This window comes from Mucilaginibacter sp. CAU 1740, assembly GCF_039839285.1.
Classification (GTDB): domain Bacteria; phylum Bacteroidota; class Bacteroidia; order Sphingobacteriales; family Sphingobacteriaceae; genus Mucilaginibacter.
This window is the reverse complement of sequence record NZ_JBDOQS010000003.1, coordinates 1-23882: the sequence shown is the minus strand read 5'-3', so window position 1 is coordinate 23882 and position 23882 is coordinate 1. Positions and strand designations below refer to the sequence as shown.

The following is a 23882-nucleotide window of genomic DNA, read 5'->3' as shown; positions in this document are numbered from 1 at the left end:
TTAGCAAGTTCCGGGTTTTATGGGCGATGGGGCCTGCCTACATTTGTAGTGTAAATAATAATTAACGTTATGAGCACACAAGAAATAATTAACTATGAGCGCGTTGCCGAGGCAATAAACTACATACAACTCAACTTTAAAAATCAGCCCAATTTAGATGAGGTTGCCGAAAAGGTGAACCTTAGTCCCTTCCATTTTCAACGGTTATTTACCGATTGGGCAGGCATCAGTCCCAAAAAGTTTTTGCAATATCTTAGCCTGGATTATGCCAAGGGGATCCTGAAAGAAAAACGATCAACCCTGTTTGATACCGCTTTTGAAACCGGCCTATCAGGCACAGGCCGTCTGCACGATCTTTTTATCAATATTGAAGGCATGACACCTGCCGAATATAAAAACGGTGGCAAAGCCCTCGAAATTAATTACAGCTTTGCCGAAAGTCCGTTCGGTAATATCATCGTGGCCTCAACTGCAAAAGGTATCTGCCATTTAGCATTTGCCGATAACAGGGAAGACGCTTTCGATGAGCTTTTGCTTCAGTTTCCCAATGCCACTTACCGGCAAATGGTTGATATGGCACAGCAAAACGCTTTGTTTGTGTTTAAAAAAGATTGGTCGCAGTTGGATGGTATTAAGCTGCACCTTAAAGGCACAGGCTTTCAGCTTAAAGTATGGGAAGCTTTGTTAAAAATACCAATGGGCGGGTTGAATACCTATTCGGATATTTCGCAGACTATCCAGATGCCAACAGCAAGCAGGGCGGTGGGCAGCGCGATAGGGGCAAACCCGGTAGCGTTTCTCATCCCATGCCATAGAGTGATCAAATCAACCGGCGAGTTTGGACAGTACCATTGGGGGCCAACCCGCAAAACGGCCATGATAGGCTGGGAAGCAGCACAAGTTCAGGAACCTGTTAATATGCAATAATGGTTATGGAAATTAAACAGAGAATAGATAGCCTGCATTGGACTAAAATAGCAGCCAACCTTGATGCAAAAGGTTACACGCAGATAAAGCAGGTTTTAACGGCTGATGAATGCGAGATGCTAAAAGAAGGGTATCCTGAGCATCAGTTGTACCGGAAAACGGTTGTAATGGAAAGGCATAACTATGGCAGGGGCGAGTATAAATATTTCGCTTACCCTTTGCCCGGTTTGATACAGCAATTGAGAGAAACTGTTTACCCGCACCTTGCCCCGGTTGCCAACAACTGGATGCAGCAGCTTGGTAAAGATCATGTTTTTCCGGAGAGCCACAGTGAATTGATAGCCCTTTGCCATCAACACGAACAAGTAAAACCAACTGCCCTGATCCTGAAATATGAGCAGGGCGGTTACAACGCCATGCACCAGGACCTTTACGGCGAAGTATTTTTCCCAATGCAACTGGTTTTTATTTTGGATGAACCGGGGGAGGATTATGAGGGCGGCGAGTTTGTACTAACCGAACAAAAGCCCAGAGAACAATCGCGTGCTATTGTATTGAAGCCTGGTAAAGGTGATATGCTGATATTCACTACCAGTTTTCGCCCCGCTAAAGGGTCAAAAGGTTATCACCGGGTAAATATGAAACACGGGGTAAGCGAAATTACGGCGGGTAAGCGGCACAGCATGGGCGTTATATTTCACGATGCTAAATGATAAGGCATGCTGATTTAGGTGATACCGATTTTGGGCGGAGCAAGAAGCTAAAGGAACGGATAGATGCAGGAGAAATAAACTTTGGCGGTAATGTTAAGCTAAAGATCTACGGTTTGCTGAAATGCCCCTCGGGAAAACGCATGAAAGTGGCGAACAGGGTTTTCTTTGTTTCGGAAGAAGAAGCGGTGCGGGCGGGGTTTAGGCCTTGCGGGAGGTGTATGAAGGAGGATTATGAGCGGTGGAAGAAGGCGCTTTGATATCATCTCCCCATGCGATTGCTTCGTTCATCCGTTAAATAATTAAAAGAGTTTGTCATCCTGAGGTACGAAGGATCTTCTTCACCAAGCATGGCCGCTATACAGGGCGAAGAAGATGCTTCGTACCTCAGCATGACAAATGGGCGAACGTCATATCTTCCTCAAAGACCTCGACTTTTATCTATTCGCAATTACATGATTAGTACTTAATTCTCTTTCTATCCGTTATACTCAAAAAACTAAACCCCTAACCATGTTCCGGCAAACCCTGCTTATATTCCTCCTTCTGTTTATCGTAGCCACCTCTAACGCCCAAACGGCCGATGAGGTATATGATAAATACCTTGATTTTAATCTGGCACGTTTGCAGGGCGAAGAGGACAAGGCAACCGATCTGGCCGAGCAATTGATGAAGGATACCCTAAAACTCAAACCCGGAGTACGCGTCAATTTCTACAACTCGGCAGCTAAACTTTATGAAGATGGCAGCCAAAGCGTAAAAGCCATCGAACTTTATGAACGGGTTATTGCTATCCAGCCACAATATTATGTAGCTCATCGGGCTTTGGGCTATCTCTACCTTAAAAATATCCCGGATGTTGATAAGCCGCTGGATACTCCTTCAACAGATATTAATTATCTCAATGCAGTGAAAAAGTCATTGCCCCAGCTGGAAAAAGCCCAGGCCTGCGATCCGGATGATAACACGCTTGCTTTGATCAAAACGCTTTATAATAATATTGGTGATAAAGCAGGATTGGCTTCTTTAAATAACAGGCTGGAAGGATTGAAGAGGGGCTGTATTGATATTTTGAGCGATGAGTAATAGCGAAAAATAGATTTGCTAAGACTTACGAAGTTTTTAAACTTCGTAAGTCTTGCTATTCAATAGGCTTATTTCTGCCTGAAACTATCCCCAATAAAAGCCAACGCGTCAACAATACCCGTACGCCAGTAAGTCCAGGTGTGGGCACCATCGCGAATGCGAAATTCATGCGGAACTTTCTTTTCGGTAAGGGCAATGTGCAGCAATATGTTTCCTTTGCTTAAGGCATCGTCATCACCGCAATCAAGCCAAAGGCGTACGTTTTTCAAATCGTCGGCTGTTTTGCTTTGCACCATGCCTAATACGGAGTTGGCCTGCCATGTGGCATTAAGGCGTTCCTTGCCGTTCAAATTAGGGCCAATTACGTTGCTGTAAGCTTCTTTCCACCGCGCCTCGGTTATAGCCATAAAGTCGTCATCGCTACGCACCGCCGCGCTCAGCGCCGCCGCTGCCGAAAACATATCCGGGTGCTTGATGCTATAAACCAAGGTGCCATAGCCGCCCATGGATAAGCCTGCTACACCACGGTATTGTTTCTTGTTTTTGATGCGGTATTCGGTTTCTATAGTGGGGATAAACTCTTTAAAAAAGAAGTCCTCATAGCTTTGCTTGCCATTGTAGTTGTTAATGTACCAACTTGTGCCTGCATCGGGCATCACAATGATCATCGGGGGGATGGTGCCATCGGCTATAGCCTTATCAGCATAGCGGTTTACTTCACCAAATTGCAGCCAGCCGGTATGGTCATCGCCGTAACCGTGTAGCAGGTAAACTACAGGGTAGGTACGGTTTGATGTTTCGTAATCGGCCGGAAGGTACACGGCGTATTTTACGTTACGGTTCAGTATATCACTTTTTACATATAATTCTTCTATTACTTTACCGGTCTGCTGAGCGAATGCCGCTCCGGAGAAAAATATGAGGAAGAGTAGAAAAAGCCTTTTTATGGTATTCATGAGTTATCTGTCAATTTTTAAATATCAGCCCTAAACAATCAATTTGCACACCTGCACATCTGAAATCTGCACATCAAACAAATCACTTCTGCCTAAAGCTGTCACCTATAAAAGCCAGGGCATCGGTGATTCCGGTACGCCAGTAAGTCCAGGTGTGGGCACCATCGCGGGTCCTAAACTCGTGTGGTACTTTCTTTTCCATCAGGGCTATGTGCAGCAGGCAATTGCCCTTGGTTAAAAAGTCATCGTCGCCGCAATCAATCCAGTAGCGCACGTTTTTCAGTTCGTCCGTATTTTTGCTCTGTACCAGGCCTAAAACCGAATAGCTTTGCCAGGCTTTATTCAGCCTGTCGTTTCCTTTTAATCCACGGCCCCAAAGCTGACCGAAAATACGTTCCCATGTATCATCAGGAGTACTAACAATTTGATCATCCGGAAAAACGGCAGCGCTTAAAGCAGCACCTGCGGCAAACAGTTCAGGATATTTAAGGGTGTAGATCAGTGTGCCGTAACCACCCATTGAAAGTCCCGCTACACCACGGTATTTTTTCTCGGCTTTTATGCTGTATGTTTTTTCAATGTTCGGCATAAACTCCTTGATAAAAAAGTCTTCATATTTTTCCTTGCCATCATACGAGTTAATATACCAGCTCGAATCGGCATTGGGCATCACAATAACCATAGGAGGGATGGTGCCATCGGCAATAGCTTTATCGGCATAGCGGTTTATCTCGCCAAATTGCAGCCAGCCAGTGTGGTTATCAGTATAGCCATGCAGCAGGTAAACCACCGGGTAGCTGCGGTGTGCTGTGCCATAGTCGGGCGGTAAATAGATGGCATAGTTTACATTACGCTTTAAAATTTTGCTTTTAACGCTCTGTTCTTCCAGTACCTTGCCGGTTACCTGGGCAAATAAATTGGCTGAAAAAAATATCAGCAGTAAAAACAAAGCGGCTTTTATTGTTTTCATGGGCAATGATCTTTAGGTTTAAAAGTTAAGCGCTTTACCCTGTTGTGGATAAATGAGGTTTAATTGTAATTTATTGGCTGCTTTTAGTTGTGTTTTAATTTTGCTGATGCTGGCAACAGGCGGTTTTAAATGTATTATCACAATATTTAAACCTTTTACGTTTTCGGTGCCTGCCAGGGCGGCAAGTTTATCCATCTCAACCATTAACCATTTGGGTGTTAAATGGCCAAACAGTGTTTTATCTGGCTGCTCGTTAGGGAAGGACACTTCTATCAGGATTGCCTTCAGTTTTTTACTTTTTACCAGTGGGGCAACAGCCTGCCAAAGGTTTTGCATGTTGCTGCTTTTTTCGATCTCGTCGGCACCGGTATCGCCTAAGTAAAGTAAATAGTTATCGTTGCTGTTTACCAAAAAAGCTGTGCTGGTTAGGTTGGAGTGGGCCAGCGGGAATGCCAGTACCTTGAGTTCTGTATTTTCGATAGCCGTTTCAGCGCCTGGCTCCAATACTTTATAGTGGTATTTTTTTAAGGCAGGCGCTTCGCCCTGATCGGCAAAATTGGCCCAGCTTTTCCAGGTGAAATAGCGGGATTTGAGGGTTTCGATACAATCATTAAACGCGTAAATATTTTTGCTGCTATCCTCGGGCGAGTTAATGATCAGCCCTGCAAGATGGTCAAGGTGCGAGTGCGATATAAAATAGCCCTTAATGTATTGTTTAAGTACCACTTCGGCAGGTACATTAAAGCTTGTGCTCGCTATGGCTTTTTCAATGCCGTAATGGAGCGTACCGGCATCCAGGCAGATATAATTGTTACTGTTTGCGGGGGCAACCATATAAGCCGAAAGGTTACTCTCGTCGATACCACCTAAAACACCCAGCGGAACTACCCGAAAACTTTTGGCCTGCGCCAAACAAAACACAGGTAATAATAAAAAGCAGATGATTGGCAGCAGTGTATGTTTGAAGTTCATTTTCAGGCAGATGTTATTTAGTTCGCTACGCTACTAAATTAAGGATATGCCCAAACAATCAAAGTAAAATTGAGGCTGTTTTTATGAACAGGGAACCGCAAAGGTTTAAATTGTTAAATTACGTAGCGCGTTTTGAGGCATCGCTCGCAAAAAAACTTGCGAATAGGCAGCCAAAAAAGTGCTGTTTTTAGGAGCAAGCTACGCTTACGCCTGTTTTTTAAGGCTTCGTTGCATTTTCGGCAGGTATATAAGGGTGCCGGGTCATTTTTAACAATTTGCATTGTGTTAAGGGGTATCAATAGTTTGTAACAAACATATGAAGTTTAGTTAAATTAAACGAAAGTTTAACTAATAGATTACGCCCTAAATGCAATTTTTATTCAGTTTTCATGGCTTTGGGTACAGCTTTTTTATTTTCGTTATCACCGCCAAGCAAATAACCCCATGGTTTTAAGGATTCTATCCTGTCAAAAATGATTTTAAATATTGCTATAACGGGTATAGAAAGGAACATGCCCGATAGCCCCCAGATCATTTCGCCAACAATAATACCGATAAACGAGATCAATGCGTTTAATCTTACTTTCGAACCTACTATTGTTGGTAACAGGAAATTGGCATCAACGGCGTGAATGCCTATTACGCTTATAGCCACGGTGATAGTATTGCTAAGGCTGCCGGTAGCAAAAGTTATTATAGTACTTAACAACAGTGCCGTAAAGATGCCGATGTAAGGGATGATATTGAACAGACCAACTATAATGCCTAATAAGGCGGCATATTTAATTCCTATTATCCAGAAAACTGTGATGGCCACGCCGGCAACTATTACCATCTCTAACAATAGGCCCAAAATATATTGCCTCAAAATGCTTTGGATGTTTTCAATTATATCCATAACTACATGCTCGTTTTCATCTCTGAAAACCCATACTAAAAATCGGATAAGCAACCTGCGATATAACAATATGAAAAAAGTAAAAATAAGTATGAATACGTAAAACAGCATAAGCGATGAAATGGCACCAAAAGTGGTACCGAGTACATCAGTGCCTGATTCCATTAGCTTTTTTGCCGTATCATCAACATAAGCCAGTTGTTTTTCTGCATTTACATGAAAGGCGTGTTGGATCCACAGTTGGATATCCTGTACCGATTGGTTAACTTGTTTGCGAAGCATAGGCCAATCGTTGGCCATGTTTGAAATTTGTGAACCTACCAAATATAATATACCTGTAATTACCCCCACCAGCAATAGTATCGATATAAGCGACGCCATGCTGCGCGGCAACCTGATCTTTTTTTCCAGAAATTCGCAAACCGGCAGCAACAATATAGCGAAGATAAAGCCAAAGATCATTGGGTCGAGCAGATCTTTTGCCATGATAACCAGGTAGCCTAAGGCTAAAAAACCTACAAGTACCAGGGCCAAACGTTCGTAAAAAGGAGCGAGTAGTTTTTTTGTGGACATACGCGTGATTGTTGGGGTATTTATGATGGCTTAACAGGCAAATACTACAGATGTTTTGAAGATAAACAATAATGTGGAAACCGGAGATACCGGGTCTCAATTCGTGCCCGAAATTAGGTAAACGATATCAATTTTAAATCAATTTGTGTTAACCCGAATTAAAAGGAATTTAATATTGGCAGCGATTTTGTATTGATTACAGCAGTTAACCAAAGTTTATAATCATGGCGAAGTATTCGGAAAAAGCGAGCGAAAAGGTTGAGAAAACTATGTACGAGATGAAAGAAGGTAAACTGAAAAGTGGTAGCGGCAAAAAAGTGACCAGTAAAAAACAAGCCATTGCCATTGGTTTATCTGAGGCCCGAAAAGAAGGCGCCAAAGTACCTAAAAAGAAAAGTTAATACATAGCATCCGGATTTACTAAGCTTTTAAAGCTTCGTAAATCTGGATGCTTTTCTGTTATATAAACTATTTAGTTTTATAAAAATCTGACGTTATCCAGTCGGCCAGTTTGCCCTCTTTATCAATTTTAGCCAGTTTGTTTAACAGGCTATTGTTTTTATGGTCGGTTTCCAGGGCATATTTATCAACAGTTGCTTTTACCCCGGCCAGGTTTGCCTTGTTTTTATCGAATGCGGTTTTATTTTGCAAGGCGTACTTGGTGTAGCCTCCCATAAAGGTCATGAGCAATTGCGGGTTTTTTTCGGTCATTTTTGCAACAGCGCTGTTAACTTCAATACTAACAGATGGACTGCCCTGGATCCACTTCATTAAAAACGCGTTGGTTTCCATGCGCTTTTGTTCTTCAAGCGCCCAGGGGGTATCTTGTAACCAGTCTACGCCCTTAATTACATCCTCTTCGTATTTTGCATAGTCGCCTTTTTCTTTTAAAACGTAATTTTCGGGTACATGAAAAGTTTGGGCTTTTGCCGTAAAGGCGAATGCTATAATAGCTATTACCAGGGTAAAGATCTTTTTCATTGTGATGGGGTTAAGTTTAATTTAAAACAATTCGGCCTGAAAATTAAGCAGATCCTTTTTTATTTCAAAATTTCGGTTTGAAATACCTGTAATATAGGTGCTTAAGGCTTCATTAAATTTATTGATAGCGTTATTATCATACCCCGGGTTGGTGTAGTAGATATGCTGGGCAGCAAGATAAGCCTCAATAATAGCTATTTGCGTTGCGTTGTAATAAGATAGCCCGGTTGGGGTATCAATAATTTCTTTTATGCGGGCTTTTACCTGGCGTTCCTGTTTGTAAACCACGCCAAGCGTATCAATAATTCGATCTGATGTCATTTGGTTATAAATCGGGCTGATGGCCTTCATTATTTCGTTGTACAGATCATAATCGGCCGCTGCTTCTTTTTGAAATTTGAACAGCTCCTGGTACTTATTCACCAATATTTGTTGCCGTGCAAGGTCTGCATTAGTGTAAAAGAAGGTAAAAATGTTTTTATCCAGTTCTTGTATTTGTTTTTGAGTTTTTACCAGGTCTGCTTTAAGTATCGTTTCCACATCGTAAATACTGTCAACACTATATTTTTCACCTCTAAAATCGAAGGTTTTAATTGATGTGTTCAGGCTGATCTGAGCAAGAAATGCCAAATCGTTTTGTATGCGGCTTTCAACCTTTGGCAGGTTGCTGTTTTCAACACTTAGCAGGGTATCAAAACTTGCAGAAGCCGGGGGAAGTTCTCGTACAGCCTCATCAATATCAAATTCGGTTATGTTACGATTATCAAAGTAGTTGTTGAATACCGGGTTATATGAATTTGTGCTGATCTGCGTATAAAAGTCCTCTTTGAAGGCTTCAAAACTTATTACTTCGGTTTTGGGATCGGTGTTCACTATCGCGTATAAGTGATCTGTTATCTGTACCTGTACTGCCGCCGCATCTTTAAATAGCGCCCATGCAGATAAGTTTAACGGTGCAACAGGTAAATTGATCTCATTAGCATGGGCTTCCCTGTCTTCTGTAGTTGGATGTGACGACCATTGATCTTTTATGGTGATCTCGCTATTATCGGGCGCTGTCCAGCCTTCGGTAATTATTGGCAGGCTAATTTCATCAAGGTTTATTTTTTGATGGCTGCAAAACTGTTTAATAAACTCGAGGTGTTGTGGGTAAAGGTTGTCGGAGCGTTTGTTTTCGGCAAGGTTAACGCGCGAGTAGTTGATGAGGCTATCATAACAGGCCTGAGCTATTTCAATACGTTTTAAAGATGTGATGATATGGTTAGAACAGCTTACATACGCAGCTACCGAGTCGGCATGAAATTCCATTTGGCGCGATAGGGCCAGGTTTGCTTTGTTTATCACCACATAAACCTTCCTTAAAACATATTGCATCCCTTGTATAATACGCAAATTAACCACGGCTGCCGCCCTAAATACCGAGTGGACCCTCGAAAAGCTGTTCAGCATTTTACTGTAGTCGTCGGTGTCGTACAGCATATCGTACACCACTTTATTGAAATTGTAGATGTAACTGCCAACTTTCATGCTTTTTTGCGAAAAATGGCCAAATTCGTGTGCCATTACCGCTTTAAACTCCGATATATTTATGGCATTAACCAGTCCCAAACCTATTTTAAGGTTTTTCTTTACCGGCAAAAACATGCTCCAGAAGCTGGAGTTATAAAACACAGCGGCATTAACCTCGGCCGATAAATAAATACGTTTAGGTTTTGGCGCGCCGGCTTCGGCTGTTACTTTGTAAATAAAGTCGAACAATGCGGGTTCATCGGTCTGCGTAATTTCTACAAGGTCGGAGCGGTCAATATGTGTACGTTTAAAAATGAATTTGATAACAAAATAAACCAGCATCAGACCCGATAGGATCAGGGCCACCCCTAAAGCCAACGTTATAAAAGTGGCACGTAACTGAATCACAAAAACGCCGAGGTAGCCAAAAACTATAGCTATGCCAATTGCTCCTAAAAATAACAGGAGATAGCAAATTATAAATAACAGTATAGCGCCTATTGAAAGATATACATGTTTTTGAAACGCTTTTGAAGGCTTGATAATACTTTTATCCGCCCCTGCAGGCATGGGAGGATACGATAAGGTTAGGTTGTTCATTATTTATTTAGGGTGAATGCATCGATGATATCCATCAGCACCACCGCCTCATCAATAGTGCAGGGGTTTGGGCCCTCGCCGCTAAAGTAAGTAACTATTTTGCTGATGAATGGTTGCTGAATATGCTCGGGATGGGTAATAGTTATTGTTTCTTCTTCCGTTTCAGTTTTCCAGCTAATGTAATTGCCAAAAAACGGGAAGGTGATCTTTCCTTCGGTGCCTATGATCTCGCAAGTATCGGTAGTTTCGCTTTCGGCCACGTTAAAACACCACGAACCGTTAACTACAACCTTGTTTTTAAACAGGATCTGCCCGCAAACATGATCATCAGCCGGGGTTAAGCCCGATTGGTTGAGCGAGAAGCCATGATACTTTTCCGGCTCGCCAAAGTAGTATAGCATCAAATCGAGCTGGTGTGGGGCAAGGTCATGAAAATAACCGCCGCCCGATAGTTCGGGTTGCACGCGCCAGTTGCTGGCAACATCGGCAACCAGTTTAGGTTTGCGGGACTGCCACATCCTGATCTGCACGGTGCGGATATCACCTATTTTTTTTGTGTCGATAAGTTCCTTCACTTTTAAAAACATAGGCAAGGCACGGCGGTAATGAGCTACGGTAAGTTTTTGTCCGTTGGCATTAACAGCTTCTGCCATTGCCCTTGCTTCGGCCGAGTTGCGGGTTACCGGCTTTTCAACATACACATTAAAACCTTTGTTTAGCGCCTGCACGGCATAATCAAGGTGCGAAGAGGGAGGAGTAGCTATGTAGATGGCATTCAGATCTGTATTGCCCAGTAATTCGGCGGCATCGCTATACCATTTAGCTACATTATGTCTTTTAGCATAATCGGCCGCTTTGTCTGCATCGCGACGCATTACAGCAACAAGATCGCTGCCCGGTACTTTTTTAAATGCCGGTCCGCTTTTTTTTTCAGTTACATCGCCGCATCCAATGATGCCCCAGTTTATTGTGCTCATATAGCCCCCTCTAAATCTCCCCCTGAAGGGGGAGACTTTAATGTTTAGTTTTTAAATACACTCCAATAACCAACCTTTGTTTCCTCTTTAGAGGGTTAGGGGGCTGGCGTTAGTATTTCCTCTATAGTTTTTAACTCTTCTGCCGAAAATACGATATTATCCAAAGCTTTTAAAGAATCAGATAATTGTGCCGGGCGACTTGCGCCTATCAGTACGGAAGTTACCCGTTCATCTTTTAAGATCCATGCTAATGCCATCTGCGCCAGTGATTGACCGCGCTGTTGGGCAAGGTTATTCAAATCGTGGATCTGGCTCAAACGCTCATCAGTCAGGTGTCCTTTTTGTAAAAATCCGGTAGGCCTTGCCGCCCTCGAATCTTCGGGGATACCATGCAGGTATTTATCGGTTAGCATGCCCTGTGCCAATGGCGAGAAGGGGATACATCCTACACCTTCATTACCTAACACGTTTAATAAACCACCCTCAACCCAACGCTCAAACATGGAATATTTAGGCTGATGGATAAGGCATGGCGTACCAAGCTCTTTCAGCATTTTAATGGCTTTGGAAGCTAACTCGGCCGGGTAGTTGGAAATACCTACGTATAACGCCTTACCCTGACGAACGATCAGATCTAAAGCGGCCATTGTTTCTTCCAATGGAGTGTTTGGATCGGGACGGTGATGGTAGAAGATATCTACATAATCCAGCCCCATACGCTTAAGGCTTTGATCTAAACTGGCCACCAAATATTTTTTTGAACCCCAATCACCGTACGGGCCGGGCCACATGGTGTAACCGGCTTTACTTGATATGATAAGCTCATCGCGGTAATCGCGGAAATCCTCTTTCAATATCTTACCAAAGTTCTCTTCGGCAGAACCCGGAGGCGGACCGTAATTGTTAGCCAGATCAAAGTGGGTAATACCGCTATCAAAAGCGAGGTGTAATATTTTGCGGTAATTATCGGCCACATCAACGTGACCGAAATTGTGCCAAAGGCCTAATGAAATAGCCGGAAGCTTGATGCCGCTATTGCCGCAGCGGCGGTATTGCATGTTTTGGTACCTATCGGCAGATGCTATATAAGTCATATTTTAAGGTAAGGATTGGGGGAGTAAAAATAGAATTTTAAGCAGACTAATAAAGGTATTTGTGACAGTTAAATATCTGAACTGAAAATAACTGTATCGGTTATAACTAAAAGTCGTCATTGCGAGGCACGAAGCAATCCCCGATTAGCAGATCCGCCTTATAAAGTTAGTGATTGCTTCGTGCGTACTTATAACATGTTTAAAAATGGGTGTCATGGGTAGCTTGTCGAAGCATGGCGGGCAGGGCCTCTGCGCGCGACCCTTCGACAAACTCAGGGTGACGGGCCATCCCTCCTAATGTCATATCTCTTTCAGATGCCTCGGTTAATATTTACAGCAACGATGATTTTTATTAGACAACCTCCGCCACCACAAAAGTACTTCCCCCAACAAACACCAGATCATCCACGTTCGCGTTTTTCTGAGCGGATAATAAAGCTTCTTCTACAGATGGATAAGCATCACCAACTAACCCATGAGTTTCTGCCTGTGCCTTCATACTTTCTGCATCCAACCCACGTGGAATATCCGGCTTACAAAAGTAATACGTGGCATCCTTCGGAAACATGGGGAGCACTTTACCTGTATCCTTATCATTCACCATACCTATTACCATATGCAGGTGTTTATAGCTCACGGCTACGATATTTTTCATCACTTCCTCAATACCATCCGGGTTATGACCGGTATCGCAAATAGTAAGCGGGTTTTGGCTTATAACTTCCCAACGGCCATGCAGACCTGTGAGCATTTTAACTTGTTTTAAAGCAGATTGAACATGCTCATCGGTGATTTCGAAACCCTGTGCGCGCAATTCGTCAACAGTGGATAAAATACCTTTCACATTTTTGAGTTGGTAGGTGCCGGTAAGGTCGAGTTCTAAGTTGTAAGTATTAGGTTCGGAGTGGGTGTTTGTAGCTGTTACCTCTAATAGTTCAGCACCAAAGCCTTTTGCCTTTTGCCTTTCGCCTTTCTCTTCCGTAACCGTCCATTCGTCGGATGCAAATTTGATGTTGCTTTTTGTTTCGGTGGCTTTATCAATAAATACATCTGCAATTTCCGACTGACGCTCACTGATAACTACTGGGATACCGGGCTTAATTATGCCTGCTTTTTCACCGGCTATAAGTTGTAACGTATCGCCAAGCATATTCATGTGGTCCCAACCTATATTGGTTATCACAGATAGGAGCGGAGTGATCACATTGGTCGAATCCAATCTGCCACCAAGGCCTACCTCAATGATAGCAATGTCTACCTGTTCTTTCGCGAAAACATCAAAAGCCAGCGCAACGGTCATCTCAAAAAAGGAGGGGGCTATTTCTTCAAAATCGGCTTGACGGTCAGCCACAAAATCAATCACCGTTTGCTCGCTGATCATTTGGCCGTTAACACGGATACGTTCGCGGAAATCTTTAAGGTGAGGGGAGGTGTATAATCCCGTTTTATAACCTGCTGTTTGCAAAACAGCAGCCAGCATGTGCGATGTTGAACCCTTGCCGTTGGTACCACCTACATGTATGCTTTTAAATTTATGTTGAGGATTATCCAACCGCTTGCAAAGTTCAAGCGTGTTGGTCAGATCTTTTTTAAATGCCGAAGCTCCGTCGCGTGTAAACATCGGGAGCTGAGTGTATAGGTATTGGATGGTTTCCTGGTAGTTCATTTTACAGTTTGCTTTGCCCGTTTGCAGTAGGCAGTTGCATACCGCAAAACTATCAAATAGGATTTGCAAACTGCAAACCCAAAACCGCAAACTGAATTAATTTACCTTGAATACAAAAACCACGGTACCCTGTTGCTGATCGGGGGCATTATCAAGTGGGTTTAGTTTTGAGTTCTTTACTGCATCCTCGCATTTTTGGAGCAAGGCATCGTCTGATATGGTAGTTCCACGGGCACCCGCACGGGCGTAGGTTACGTTGCCATCCTTATCAACCCTTATATCAACTACAATTTTACCGCTTTGACGGTTGGCATCACTTACCGATGGACGGCTTACAAAGCTGCGCTGAGCCATGTTAAGGCTGCCACCGTTGCCCGATCCTGTACCGTTATAGTTATTGGTAAGTGTAGTACCTGTTGGTTTGCCCTGATTGCCCGGAGTTTTGCCTGTACCATCGCCTTCGCCGGTACCGGTGGAGGCTTTGCCTTTGTATAACGCGTTTTGGTTAACGGTAGGTTTTGCAGGCGGAGTTTTTACCGGTTGCGGTGTAGCTACCGCCTGACTTGGCTTTTTATCCGGAGCAGCCACTTCCGGCGCGTCTTCAGTGTTTTGAGTAACAACCGCCTTTTCGCTGCTCTGCGGCGTTGGTTTTTCTTCGGTTGGTTTGGCTTCGGTAACTTTATCTGGTTTGGTGTGATTGGCCTTTTCAGCTACCGAAGGTTCTTCGGTGCTCATGTAGTCATCGCCCATACCTTCATCAACTGTACCGTAGTTTACCAATATGCCGCCCGTTCCGTTCTCTTCAATGGGCGGGTTTTTGAATACGATAAAATAACATGCCGCTATCAACACAGCCAAAACAATGCCTGTTGCTAAAAACGCCTTTGGATAGTTATTTTCTTCCCTGTATTCCATCTTGTTCAGTTTGCAGTGGGCGGTTGGCCGTTTGCACTTGTATTTTTGATTTGCAATTGGCTTTAGCCGCTTGCATAATTATCTTAATTAATAATCGGACCGTCGAAAATTCGAAATCTACAATAAGCAAATAAAGCCTACTTCAAACTAAAAACTGCCAACTGTTACCCCTTTGGTTCTGTTGCCAAAACCAGTTTAATATTCAATTTCTGGGCTACATCCATTACCTGTACCACATCCTGTATGGCCACGGTTTTATCTACGTATAAAACTATTGTTAGTTCGGTTGCTACGGTTTTATAACCGGCCAGCGTAGTTTGCAGGGCATCTACCGGGATCTCTTTTTTATCAACGTAGTATTTCAGGTCTTTAGTTACCGATACTGTAATTGTTTTTTTAGATACCGACTGCCCGCTTGATGATTTGGGCAATACCAGTTTAATAACGTTAGGATTGGTAACCGTTGATGCGATGAGGAAAAACAACAGCAGGAAGAACATGATATCGTTCATTGCCGATGTATGTACCTCTGCCGATGCGCCCCTGTGTCTTTTTCTTAAATTCATTTGCTCGGCTCCTCTAACAAGTCAATAAATTCGATGGCATCAGTTTCCAGTTTCAGGATCACTTTATCAACCATCATATTTAAAACGTGGTAGCAAACATAAGCTACGATACCTACAAATAAACCGGCTGCAGATGTTACCATCTTCACATATAAACCGCCCGAAATTACACCCATACTGATGTTATCAGTTTTTGAGATATCATAAAAGATCTTAATTACACCTGCAATGGTACCCAGGAAGCCAAACATTGGCGCGATACCGGCTACGATACCCAAAATACCAATGTTTTTTTCAAGTTTGGATACTTCTATTTTACCAATATTTTCGATAGCACCCTCAATATCTTTGATAGGCCTGCCTATGCGCAACAAACCTTTTTGCAGCATACGGCCCAGTGGGGTATTGTTGTTACGGCAGATAGCTATGGCCGATTCCAAATTGCCCGAATGGATACTGGCACGTACCTGAACCATCAGGTTTGATTCGTTGCGTGATGCTTTGCGGATAGTGAAATAACGTTCGAAGAATATTACAAGGCCCAGTACCGCTAAAATACCAATCGGGATCATTACCCAACCACCTTTTAGCAGCAGGTCGCCAAAGTGAAGTTCTTCATTAGGCAGGGCGGCTGTTGTTACTGCGTGGTTTGCTGTGTCGGCGAGATGTTTTGCTGTATCTGTTACTTGCTGTATTAGTAATAATGTCATTTCGTGCTGTCAGTAATTAATTTTGAGTAAGTATCTTTTGCTATTTTTCCTTGTGATATTAGTTTTTTGCGGGTTGCCTCTGCTTCATCCGAAGTGGCAAAACCACCAATTATAATTTTAACGCGCAGACCTGTTCCCGGGCCTGTCCATGTGCGGGCATTAATACCTCTTTTTATATATTTTTTAACTTCAATATCACTCTTCGCTACCGTTTTGTACGATTCTAAAAATATAGCGTATTCGGGTTTTGGAGTGGTATCAGTTAATACTACCGGTTTATCTAACGTTTTAACAGGTTTGGAAATTGCCTTATCTGTATCAGTAGTTTTAGGTGTGCTGTCTTTCGCTATGCTATCAGGCTTTACAACCGGTGTAGCTTTTGGCTTCTCAACAGCGGCAGGCGCATCATTGTTTTTTTTAAGATGCAGCAATTCCGGCTTGAATTTGTAAACTGCAAATGCAGCGGCGGCAAGTACCACTACCATAATAGCAATAATTACCCAAACGCTTATGCCACGTTTTTCTTCAACCTCTTCCTCCTCATATTCGGGTTGCGCTACAGGAACCGCGGTAATATTATTTACCGGTGGCGGCGTAAAAGTTTGCTGCAACGGAACCGCTAAAGGTAATGGCGGGGGCGGAGGAGGTGGCGCTACGTAGTTAACCTTATTCACCTTAACTGGCGACAACCCAAAAAACAATGGATCATCACCCGGCTTTTCCTGTGCCCTGAAAATTATTTTGCCATCCTGTAGTTGAAACCAGCCCAGTTCGGCAAATGCTACTTCGTGTAGTACCAGTTCCTGCTTAAGGCTGTTGATATACTTTTCGGTAAAGTATTTTGATGAGGCCAGCGAGATCTTTTTCTTCTCGGCTATGTAGCGGGCCAGGATTTCATCATCCTTAGGCTGCGACTCGAAATTGAGCTTAAAGCCCGGCGGGAAAAATGTTCCCTGCGCATCATCATAATAGCCATTAACACGTTGCTGCGAAAAGCAGCCAAGGCCGGGAACACTTACTTCAGTGTGCCGGCCAAGTAATTCGCTTAAATAATTGGCTATATCCATCGGGTAAAAATACGCTTAATTTTAAAACATCAAAGAGGCTTAGAAAGCATAGCCTACGCCGCCAAAGATATTAAATCCGTAGTTAGAATAGTACAACCAGCGTTGGTAAGATGAACTTAAGATATTGTTAGCCTGCGCAAATACCGAAAACCTGCTGTTGATACGATATTCAACACCACCGCTCAAATCGGCAAAACCTTTAATGGTCTGTTTGGTAGAAACAGGATTTGGGTCGCCAGGGGCAGGTGTTGGAAGGAACGACTGTGTTCTGTCGTAAGCATCTCCGCGGATCAGTAACGAACCGGTAACTGTCAATTTGCTATCGATATGGATAGCGGTTCCCGCTGTTAAGGTAAACTTAGGCAGGTTCCATGCTTCTGCTTCTGATGCTAACTTATAATCCCTGAATTCAGCACGACCGAAGATGTTAAAATCATCAGTAGCTTTGAAATCCAACTCGCCGTTAAAGCCGCTCACACGGGCTTTTCCATCGTCATAAATAACATTAAACTTGTTGCCTTCGGCTAAGAAATTGCTCGCTATTAAAGGCATGTTTTTGATGCTGTTGCGGAATACCGATGCTTTAAAGCTTAAGCCTGGTGCTAAAGTGCCTTTTAATCCCGCGGCCAGATCCAGCTGATCGACCGAGTTTTTGATATTGATATTTTGACCAATGAACGGGTTGGTCATCGCGAAATCGCGCAGTGACGAACGGTTCACATCACCCTTGGCCTCAACAAACAGGCGCACGTATTTAGGAACTACCTGTACCTCTAATTTAGCAGCCGGGAAAATGTAAAACTTGCCGAAATCCCCAAATTCTTTTACAATGTTAACACCCGCATCTATCTTGTAATTTGTACCCTGAAATTTAATATAAGGGTTAATGCGTGCAATGTTATTGCCAAGGTTGTAAAGACTATCTTTTTGGCTGGCAAGATCTAACGATGCACTTAAACCAGCATAAAACTGTTTAACAGTTTGGTTTAAAAAGCCTGTTATTACTACATTATTTTCCTTAGCCTGATAAGCGTTGCTAAAAGAATAGCCTTTCAGTTTTACGGCATAGGTAAAATCGTTTTCAACATCTTTATAGTTTTTAGCAAGCTCAACCTCGCCGCTTAAAGTATTAAAATGTTGTTTGCCCGGTTGGAAAGAGGTGGGTGGCGGCGCTTCCTGATCGTAACCATAAAAGTAGTTGCCTTGACGGTTAAAGTTGATCCTGCCCGATACATTGTTATCTCCCAATACGCTTTTGCCAAATACGCCAACTTCATCGCGGCTTTCGGTTTGTTTTTGTAACGAACCCGATTGTGAAAAATGCTTCAGGTGGCCGCCAACCTGCAAGGCCTGATCACGACCGTTTGCAAAATAAGCCTCGCCAAAAATACTTTTCAGGTTGCCAAAACCAACTTTAGCAAAGTTGTTGGTCAATACAGAATCCTGCTCGGCAGGGCGTTTCATTGGGTCCAGCTGTCTGATCTCTGAGTTTTGCTCCTGTCGTTTATCCAACGGGGCATAAGTTAAAGGCGCTTTAAATGGCACTTTATCTTCCAGGTCGGGGTTTCTGCGGATCTTCACAGCATCAGCCAATACAGGTTTATAAGCTGTAGTTACCACGATCTCTTCCGAAAGGCTACCGCCATTATTAGGATTGTTAGGGTTATTACCGCCGCCTTTTTTGGTGGTATCCTGTAAAGATTTCGCGGCGGCATCGCCTAAGTTTTTGCTATCGGTTGTTTTTTTAGTTACCGGTTTTGATGTTTGTTTAACGGCTGGTTTGGCCGCAGGTTTAGCAGCCGGTTTTTTAGCGGCTGTTTTTACTGTGGCTTTTTTAGCGGGTTTCTTTGTTTGTGCTTGTGCAGGAACAAAGTATAATGCTATCAATAAGGTAAGCAGCGTGTAGGTGTATCTTGAGTTCATTGCTTGTCTTCTTTTATCTTACTCTTTGTTACTGTTTGTTAGTTGTATCAGGCTGGGTGGTGTCTTTGTTTACCGGCGCAGTCTGTTTTGGAGTTTTGCGGCCATTCAGCTTGTCCAGCTTTTCTTTGGCAGTTGGCAGGATATCATCATCGGCCTTGTAGTTATCAATGATACTTTGCAGGGTTGCCTTAGCCTGGAAGGTATCTTTCAAGCCAACGTAGTTATCGGCTAACAAGATGTAGGTTTTAGCTATCCAGTAATCGTAGTTAGGTAACTCTTTGGCCAAATCAAAACACATTTTTTGCGATGTTTTGTAACGGCCTTTGTCGTACTCAATAAAGGCCAGGTTGTACCTTGCTTCGGCAGCGGCAACGGTTTTGGTGTTGGTAGCAGTGTAGGTAAATTGCTTAACAGCAATGGCGGTATCGCCGGTTGCCAAGTAAGCTTTACCCTCGTAAAGGCCGGTTTTAAATTTATCCTCCTGCGATGTTTTATCGTTGGTTTTAACCAGTTCGGCGTATTTGATGGCATCGTCGGTCATTAACATCTCCGAGTAGCAGTACATGAGGTTGGTGATGGCGAAGGTATAATCGGCTTTGTACTCGGCGTTGGTTTCCAAACGTTTAAGGAATACTACAGCTTCGTTGTATTTCTTTTGCTGCATGTACAGTTTAGCCATGCTGATCAACGCTTTTTCGCTGTAGGCGCTTGTCCAGTCGTTCAGGATCACGTTGTAATCAACAACGGCCTCTTGGGTACGACCTAAGTTTGCCAAAGCCTGCGCGCGGATAAAGCGTGCCTGCTTTTCGTAGATCTGTTTGCTCGGGAATTTATCAAAGTAAGCGTTTACACCGCCTACAGTACCTTGCCAGTCGCCTTTTAAATAAAGATTGTTGGCCGCAGTGATCAGGATGCTTTCCTGGTCGGCAGTGGTATAGTTACCGATGGGAGTGGTACCGGCATAGTTAATGAATGTTTGGGCATCACCTTTATCAGTATAGATCTTTTCAATTTGCTTAAGGGCTTGCTTAGCTTCATCCGTTGATGAGTAATCCTGAACCACTTTTTTAAACGATTCGACAGCCAGATCATCATTGCCGGCATTGTAATCGATCAAACCAATGGTAACCAGCGCACGCGGAATGTAGCTGCTGCGTGGGTATTTCTGGATCATGGCCTGCAAATCGGTTTTGGCTTTATCACCATCGGTTTTCAGGAAGTAGGTATAAGCGATCTCGAACGAGGCATCATCCGCGTAATCCGAATTAGGAAATTTGTTCAATACATCGTTCAGGGTAGCGATCTTGGTGTCCAAACCGCCTTGTAAACCCTGAATCATACCACGCTGAAACAAAGCGTAATCTTCGCCCTGGTTGTGCATGGCAATGATGCGGTTGTAGTAGGTCATGGCGTTGCTGTAGCTTTTCAGCACGAAATAGCTATCGGCCAAACGGGTTATCGCATCGTTTTGGGTAGCGGCGTCTTTTACATCGCCCTGTAAAAACTTCTCGAAATAATTAGCTGCTTTTTTATACTGCTCATCGCCAAAAGCGGCGTAAGCTAAAGCATAGTTAGCGTAGTTAGATACATCGGTTTGTTTGGCTTCCGGCATCGACAAAAACTTCTCAAAGTTTTCAACCGATTCGCCGTATTTACGCACCTCATACATGGCTTCGGCCATCCAATAGGTGGTTAATGCCTGGGTTTTGCTGTCGATAGGGTCGTTTAGCGAACGGAGGAAAATGCCTATCGCGTTTTCAAAAGCACGTTCGTTATAAAACTCCAAACCACGGTAGTAGGTTACTTTTTGGTAAGCCAACCTTGCCGATTCGTTTTTATTAGGGATCGGTTCCAGGATCTCAACGGCTTCTTTATAGCTGCGTGAGTTCAGCAACTCTTCGGCTAATAATACCTTAACCTCGTTAATGCGTTTTGAACGCGGATAGTTGGCCAGGTATAACCTTGTAGCGCCTAAGGCCTGTAAGTTAAAGTCGAGTTCGTACGATAGTTTGGCGTATTCGTAAAGCGCGTCTTCCTGTAATTGCTTGTCGTAATCCAGTTTTGAGGCATTCAGGAACGCGTTTCGGGCGCTTTGCTTGTTGTTCAGTTTCAGGAACACATCGCCCAGGGTATAGTTACCGCTTTGGCTGTACACATCGTGTTGTTCAACCAGTTTCTCCAGTTCGCTGGCGGCTTTGGCGTAGTTGCCTACTTTAAAATAGGTGTAACCCATTTGATAGCTATCCTGCGTGTTTTGGGTGCGGCCCTGGTCGCGGTCTTCAAAGCGGCCATAGTATTTCACAGCGTTATCGTAATCTGCTTTGGCAAAGTACGATGCGGCAATGATCCTCAGCATTTCAGTTTCGTTTTGCTGATGGGTGCTGTTTACGATAGGCACCGCGTAGTTGATCACATCATCATAGCGTTTATCTAAAAAGTAAACTGCCGAGATGTAGTATGGATAGCTGTTTTCGTATTTCTTCGAGTTTTTAAGCTTCTCGAAGTTTACCAGCGCCAGGTGGTAGTCTTTATTTAAATAAGCGATGTAGGCGAAATAGTAAGTCGCGTCTTCCGTAAATTCAGAGCGTTTGTTTTTTACCTCGCCAAAAAGTAACTGGGCGTTTTTATAGTCTTTTAGTTCGAAGTAAGCGTAACCTTTTCTGAATTTATATTCGGTATTATCATGACCGTTAAGCTCGCTTGCTTCGGTTTTGTTGAACCAGCGGATAGCATCTTCATACTTGCCTTGTTTAAAGTACGATTTACCGATCTGGAAGAAAGCCTGCTTGGTAAGCGGGTTTTCCGGGTGCTCTTTAATAAAGCGCAGGAACATGCTTTCGGCATCGTCATTGCCTAAATTCAGGGCGCAATAGGCCTCGTAATACTGGCAGTTTTCTTTAGTAAGCGACAGCTCGGTTTCGAACTGTGGTTGTGTGCTTGTTTTAAATTTGAAGGTCTCAACCAGGCGGAATTGCTCGGCAGCCGAAGCAAATTTCCCCTTGTCCATCAAGTCGATAGCGGTGTGGTAAGTCCGGTAAATTTGAGTGGATGGGTTTTGCTGGGCCCGGGCGGTTGAAACGATAAATACGGGAATGAGCAGGGCGATGTATCTTGTTTTGATCATAAAGCGCATACTAATGATAGTGCGAAAATAGCTAAACCAAAAAGAGGCTTTTCACAATAGAAATTAACAAATGTGGATAACAGTTCTTTTAACGAAGGTAATACTTAAGATAATATGCGTGTGGAAAACTTTAAAATTGTTGGGTAATTGCCGTGGCAACGGCTGCGGATACTCAAAGTTAATAATTGGCGTTTTAACCACACAATTTATTTGCGTTTAAAGCATTTTAATTAAAGCGGACTGTACATTAAGCCTTTTAGTTTTACCTGTTATGAATAAAGTTATGGGCAGGCCGATCCCTGCTGTAGTGGTGGCGTTTTTATGCGTCATCATATTTTTTCCGTCGATTTTAAATGCACAAAAAATAAACGGCCCAATTGTTTTAACAAACAGGCAATTAACTGAAAAAGTTAAGGAGTTTTATATTGCTGGTGTTAATGATGACCGTGCTGAGAGAAATGCTATAGCCATCCTTTTGCCGACAGCCGCACCGTATGATAAGTATAAAATTGATGTAAAAGATGGTGCGGCCGTAGCCTTGAAACGTTTTGCCGACTATGCCATTCAGCCTAATAAAACTCTGCGGCCAGTAAACATCCGCATAAAAAAACTGAAAATAACTGAAGAGCCTATAAATAACAACCAGGTAGGAGGCAAGCTGGAGATCGAGCTTTTATTTGAATTAAAGAAGGACTTTGGGCCTGTAAAATTGGTAAGCTATCCGGCCACAACAACCTACACCCGTAACGCCGCACAACAATACGACCTTGGTGTGCTGTTGAGCCGGGCATTGGAAGGAGGACTGAACTGGTTTAACAACTGGATAAACCGTGAAGCCGACACCAATATTAAACTGGCCAAAAGTGTTAAGCTGATATTTACCGATTACACAGAGCAACCTGAAGGCGATACCATTTACTACTCGCCTAAACGCCCGCTAACCTGGGATGATTTTAAGGATAAGCCATACGGTAATAAGTATGTGGCCGAAGTGCTGCCCGGCTTCGGTTATACCGAACAGGCCGAAGTAGTACAAAGTGTTGTTGTGGTGAGGATAAGCATGCGGGTATTTTTACCCAAAAGCGCGGCCTGGGTAAGATACGAAGGGCGTAACGATTATGCACTCACCCATGAGCAGCGGCATTTTGATATCGCTAAAATTGTAGCCAGGCATTTTCAGCAGGCTTTACTGGCTATGAAAATACCGGCTGATAATTATGACGGGTATATCAATGTACAGTACCTGGATTCGTACCGGGAGATGAACCAGTTGCAGGATGAGTATGATAAGGAAACCGGGCATGGTATGAATGGGGCTGCTCAGGCAAGGTGGAATGAGATGATTGAGAAGGATTTGAAGGAGGTGTTATAGAAAGCACTGCCCCAGAGTTTACTCACCCGACCTACGCTTCGCTGGGTCACCCTCTCTCCCGCTACGCGGCAAATAGGGTTGGGGAAATGTTTGATTTACAGGCACAAGCGTCCACGCTTGTACCTGCAAAAAATAAAAAACAAAGAATCCCCTCTTTGCGCGAAGCGTAGAGAGATTCTGTGTTAATTATCAAATAAATTCTAATTTTGTTTACTTAAGGCGGCTCTATGCCAGCCTGTTTAGGGCGGTATGACTTCGGGTTATATCCGCCCTAACTATTTTATAC

The 23882-nt window shown here is 43.4% G+C and carries 21 protein-coding genes; 6 read left to right on the top strand and 15 right to left on the bottom strand.

What is annotated here, in order from left to right:
* Positions 1-69: 69 nt before the first annotated feature.
* The 4 genes from AAFN85_RS07570 (at position 70) to AAFN85_RS07555 (ending at position 2723) form a co-directional block, all read left to right on the top strand.
* Positions 70-927, top strand: coding sequence for a methylated-DNA--[protein]-cysteine S-methyltransferase (locus AAFN85_RS07570; RefSeq protein WP_347526500.1), 858 nt, complete (start codon positions 70-72; stop codon positions 925-927).
* Between the two features lie 5 nt (positions 928-932).
* A complete protein-coding gene (locus tag AAFN85_RS07565; RefSeq protein WP_347526499.1) occupies positions 933-1640 on the top strand; it encodes a 2OG-Fe(II) oxygenase in 708 nt (235 codons plus the stop codon).
* Positions 1637-1897, top strand: coding sequence for an Ada metal-binding domain-containing protein (locus tag AAFN85_RS07560; RefSeq protein WP_347526498.1), 261 nt, complete (start codon positions 1637-1639; stop codon positions 1895-1897). The genes AAFN85_RS07565 and AAFN85_RS07560 overlap by 4 nt, the downstream gene beginning before the upstream one ends.
* A gap of 253 nt (positions 1898-2150) precedes the next feature.
* Entirely contained in the window at positions 2151-2723 is a 573-nt protein-coding gene (locus tag AAFN85_RS07555; protein WP_347526497.1) for a hypothetical protein, read from the top strand.
* A gap of 68 nt (positions 2724-2791) precedes the next feature.
* Here the strand turns inward: AAFN85_RS07555 and AAFN85_RS07550 are convergent, their stop codons facing one another.
* The 4 genes from AAFN85_RS07550 to AAFN85_RS07535 form a co-directional block, all read right to left on the bottom strand.
* Positions 2792-3679: an alpha/beta hydrolase-fold protein gene (locus AAFN85_RS07550; RefSeq protein WP_347526496.1), complete on the bottom strand. Its 888-nt coding sequence runs from the start codon at positions 3677-3679 to the stop codon at positions 2792-2794.
* Positions 3680-3761: 82 nt separating this feature from the next.
* Positions 3762-4649 carry an alpha/beta hydrolase-fold protein gene (locus AAFN85_RS07545; RefSeq protein WP_347526494.1) on the bottom strand — a complete coding sequence of 296 codons (888 nt, stop codon included), beginning with the start codon at positions 4647-4649 and terminating at the stop codon, positions 3762-3764.
* Between the two features lie 18 nt (positions 4650-4667).
* Positions 4668-5621, bottom strand: a complete 954-nt coding sequence (locus AAFN85_RS07540) for a 3',5'-cyclic-nucleotide phosphodiesterase (RefSeq protein ID WP_347526492.1) — start codon at positions 5619-5621, stop codon at positions 4668-4670.
* Positions 5622-5997: 376 nt separating this feature from the next.
* Positions 5998-7092: an AI-2E family transporter gene (locus tag AAFN85_RS07535; RefSeq protein WP_347526491.1), complete on the bottom strand. Its 1095-nt coding sequence runs from the start codon at positions 7090-7092 to the stop codon at positions 5998-6000.
* A gap of 224 nt (positions 7093-7316) precedes the next feature.
* Between AAFN85_RS07535 and AAFN85_RS07530 the strand changes: the two genes are divergently transcribed.
* The gene (locus AAFN85_RS07530; RefSeq protein ID WP_347526490.1) at positions 7317-7493 is read left to right on the top strand and encodes a DUF6496 domain-containing protein; all 177 of its coding nucleotides are present in this window, start codon (positions 7317-7319) and stop codon (positions 7491-7493) included.
* Between the two features lie 67 nt (positions 7494-7560).
* Here the strand turns inward: AAFN85_RS07530 and AAFN85_RS07525 are convergent, their stop codons facing one another.
* From AAFN85_RS07525 to AAFN85_RS07475, 11 genes are all read right to left on the bottom strand, one after another.
* Positions 7561-8073, bottom strand: a complete 513-nt coding sequence (locus AAFN85_RS07525) for a hypothetical protein (RefSeq protein ID WP_347526489.1) — start codon at positions 8071-8073, stop codon at positions 7561-7563.
* Positions 8074-8094: 21 nt separating this feature from the next.
* On the bottom strand, positions 8095-10182 hold the full coding sequence (locus AAFN85_RS07520; RefSeq protein WP_347526487.1) for a M48 family metallopeptidase: 2088 nt from the start codon (positions 10180-10182) through the stop codon (positions 8095-8097).
* Entirely contained in the window at positions 10182-11159 is a 978-nt protein-coding gene (locus AAFN85_RS07515; RefSeq protein WP_347526486.1) for a Gfo/Idh/MocA family oxidoreductase, read from the bottom strand. Before AAFN85_RS07515 ends, AAFN85_RS07520 begins: the two co-directional genes overlap by 1 nt.
* Positions 11160-11254: 95 nt before the next feature.
* Positions 11255-12253, bottom strand: a complete 999-nt coding sequence (mgrA, locus tag AAFN85_RS07510) for an L-glyceraldehyde 3-phosphate reductase (RefSeq protein ID WP_347526484.1) — start codon at positions 12251-12253, stop codon at positions 11255-11257.
* A gap of 352 nt (positions 12254-12605) precedes the next feature.
* Positions 12606-13919, bottom strand: a complete 1314-nt coding sequence (locus AAFN85_RS07505) for a folylpolyglutamate synthase/dihydrofolate synthase family protein (protein WP_347526482.1) — start codon at positions 13917-13919, stop codon at positions 12606-12608.
* A gap of 96 nt (positions 13920-14015) precedes the next feature.
* The gene (locus AAFN85_RS07500; protein WP_347526481.1) at positions 14016-14834 is read right to left on the bottom strand and encodes an energy transducer TonB; all 819 of its coding nucleotides are present in this window, start codon (positions 14832-14834) and stop codon (positions 14016-14018) included.
* Between the two features lie 164 nt (positions 14835-14998).
* Complete coding sequence (locus AAFN85_RS07495) at positions 14999-15400, bottom strand: biopolymer transporter ExbD (RefSeq protein ID WP_347526480.1); 402 nt, start codon at positions 15398-15400, stop codon at positions 14999-15001.
* Positions 15397-16110, bottom strand: a complete 714-nt coding sequence (locus AAFN85_RS07490; protein ID WP_347526479.1) for a MotA/TolQ/ExbB proton channel family protein — start codon at positions 16108-16110, stop codon at positions 15397-15399. The genes AAFN85_RS07495 and AAFN85_RS07490 overlap by 4 nt, the downstream gene beginning before the upstream one ends.
* On the bottom strand, positions 16107-17177 hold the full coding sequence (locus AAFN85_RS07485; RefSeq protein ID WP_347526478.1) for a hypothetical protein: 1071 nt from the start codon (positions 17175-17177) through the stop codon (positions 16107-16109). Before AAFN85_RS07485 ends, AAFN85_RS07490 begins: the two co-directional genes overlap by 4 nt.
* A 39-nt stretch (positions 17178-17216) precedes the next feature.
* Positions 17217-19100 (bottom strand): hypothetical protein, encoded by a 1884-nt coding sequence (locus AAFN85_RS07480; protein WP_347526477.1) that lies wholly within the window; start codon positions 19098-19100, stop codon positions 17217-17219.
* Between the two features lie 28 nt (positions 19101-19128).
* Positions 19129-22224 carry a tetratricopeptide repeat protein gene (locus AAFN85_RS07475; protein WP_347526476.1) on the bottom strand — a complete coding sequence of 1032 codons (3096 nt, stop codon included), beginning with the start codon at positions 22222-22224 and terminating at the stop codon, positions 19129-19131.
* 271 nt (positions 22225-22495) lie between these two features.
* On the opposite strand from AAFN85_RS07475, the gene AAFN85_RS07470 reads away from it, so the two are divergent.
* A complete protein-coding gene (locus AAFN85_RS07470; protein WP_347526474.1) occupies positions 22496-23596 on the top strand; it encodes a hypothetical protein in 1101 nt (366 codons plus the stop codon).
* Positions 23597-23882 lie beyond the last annotated feature (286 nt).

Coding starts and splice junctions, on each gene's coding strand:
- AAFN85_RS07570 (WP_347526500.1), top strand. CDS start 70: ATGAGCACACAAGAAATAATTAACTATGAGCGCGTTGCCGAGGCAATA.
- AAFN85_RS07565 (WP_347526499.1), top strand. CDS start 933: ATGGAAATTAAACAGAGAATAGATAGCCTGCATTGGACTAAAATAGCA.
- AAFN85_RS07560 (WP_347526498.1), top strand. CDS start 1,637: ATGATAAGGCATGCTGATTTAGGTGATACCGATTTTGGGCGGAGCAAG.
- AAFN85_RS07555 (WP_347526497.1), top strand. CDS start 2,151: ATGTTCCGGCAAACCCTGCTTATATTCCTCCTTCTGTTTATCGTAGCC.
- AAFN85_RS07550 (WP_347526496.1), bottom strand. CDS start 3,679: ATGAATACCATAAAAAGGCTTTTTCTACTCTTCCTCATATTTTTCTCC.
- AAFN85_RS07545 (WP_347526494.1), bottom strand. CDS start 4,649: ATGAAAACAATAAAAGCCGCTTTGTTTTTACTGCTGATATTTTTTTCA.
- AAFN85_RS07540 (WP_347526492.1), bottom strand. CDS start 5,621: ATGAACTTCAAACATACACTGCTGCCAATCATCTGCTTTTTATTATTA.
- AAFN85_RS07535 (WP_347526491.1), bottom strand. CDS start 7,092: ATGTCCACAAAAAAACTACTCGCTCCTTTTTACGAACGTTTGGCCCTG.
- AAFN85_RS07530 (WP_347526490.1), top strand. CDS start 7,317: ATGGCGAAGTATTCGGAAAAAGCGAGCGAAAAGGTTGAGAAAACTATG.
- AAFN85_RS07525 (WP_347526489.1), bottom strand. CDS start 8,073: ATGAAAAAGATCTTTACCCTGGTAATAGCTATTATAGCATTCGCCTTT.
- AAFN85_RS07520 (WP_347526487.1), bottom strand. CDS start 10,182: ATGAACAACCTAACCTTATCGTATCCTCCCATGCCTGCAGGGGCGGAT.
- AAFN85_RS07515 (WP_347526486.1), bottom strand. CDS start 11,159: ATGAGCACAATAAACTGGGGCATCATTGGATGCGGCGATGTAACTGAA.
- mgrA (WP_347526484.1), bottom strand. CDS start 12,253: ATGACTTATATAGCATCTGCCGATAGGTACCAAAACATGCAATACCGC.
- AAFN85_RS07505 (WP_347526482.1), bottom strand. CDS start 13,919: ATGAACTACCAGGAAACCATCCAATACCTATACACTCAGCTCCCGATG.
- AAFN85_RS07500 (WP_347526481.1), bottom strand. CDS start 14,834: ATGGAATACAGGGAAGAAAATAACTATCCAAAGGCGTTTTTAGCAACA.
- AAFN85_RS07495 (WP_347526480.1), bottom strand. CDS start 15,400: ATGAATTTAAGAAAAAGACACAGGGGCGCATCGGCAGAGGTACATACA.
- AAFN85_RS07490 (WP_347526479.1), bottom strand. CDS start 16,110: ATGACATTATTACTAATACAGCAAGTAACAGATACAGCAAAACATCTC.
- AAFN85_RS07485 (WP_347526478.1), bottom strand. CDS start 17,177: ATGGATATAGCCAATTATTTAAGCGAATTACTTGGCCGGCACACTGAA.
- AAFN85_RS07480 (WP_347526477.1), bottom strand. CDS start 19,100: ATGAACTCAAGATACACCTACACGCTGCTTACCTTATTGATAGCATTA.
- AAFN85_RS07475 (WP_347526476.1), bottom strand. CDS start 22,224: ATGATCAAAACAAGATACATCGCCCTGCTCATTCCCGTATTTATCGTT.
- AAFN85_RS07470 (WP_347526474.1), top strand. CDS start 22,496: ATGAATAAAGTTATGGGCAGGCCGATCCCTGCTGTAGTGGTGGCGTTT.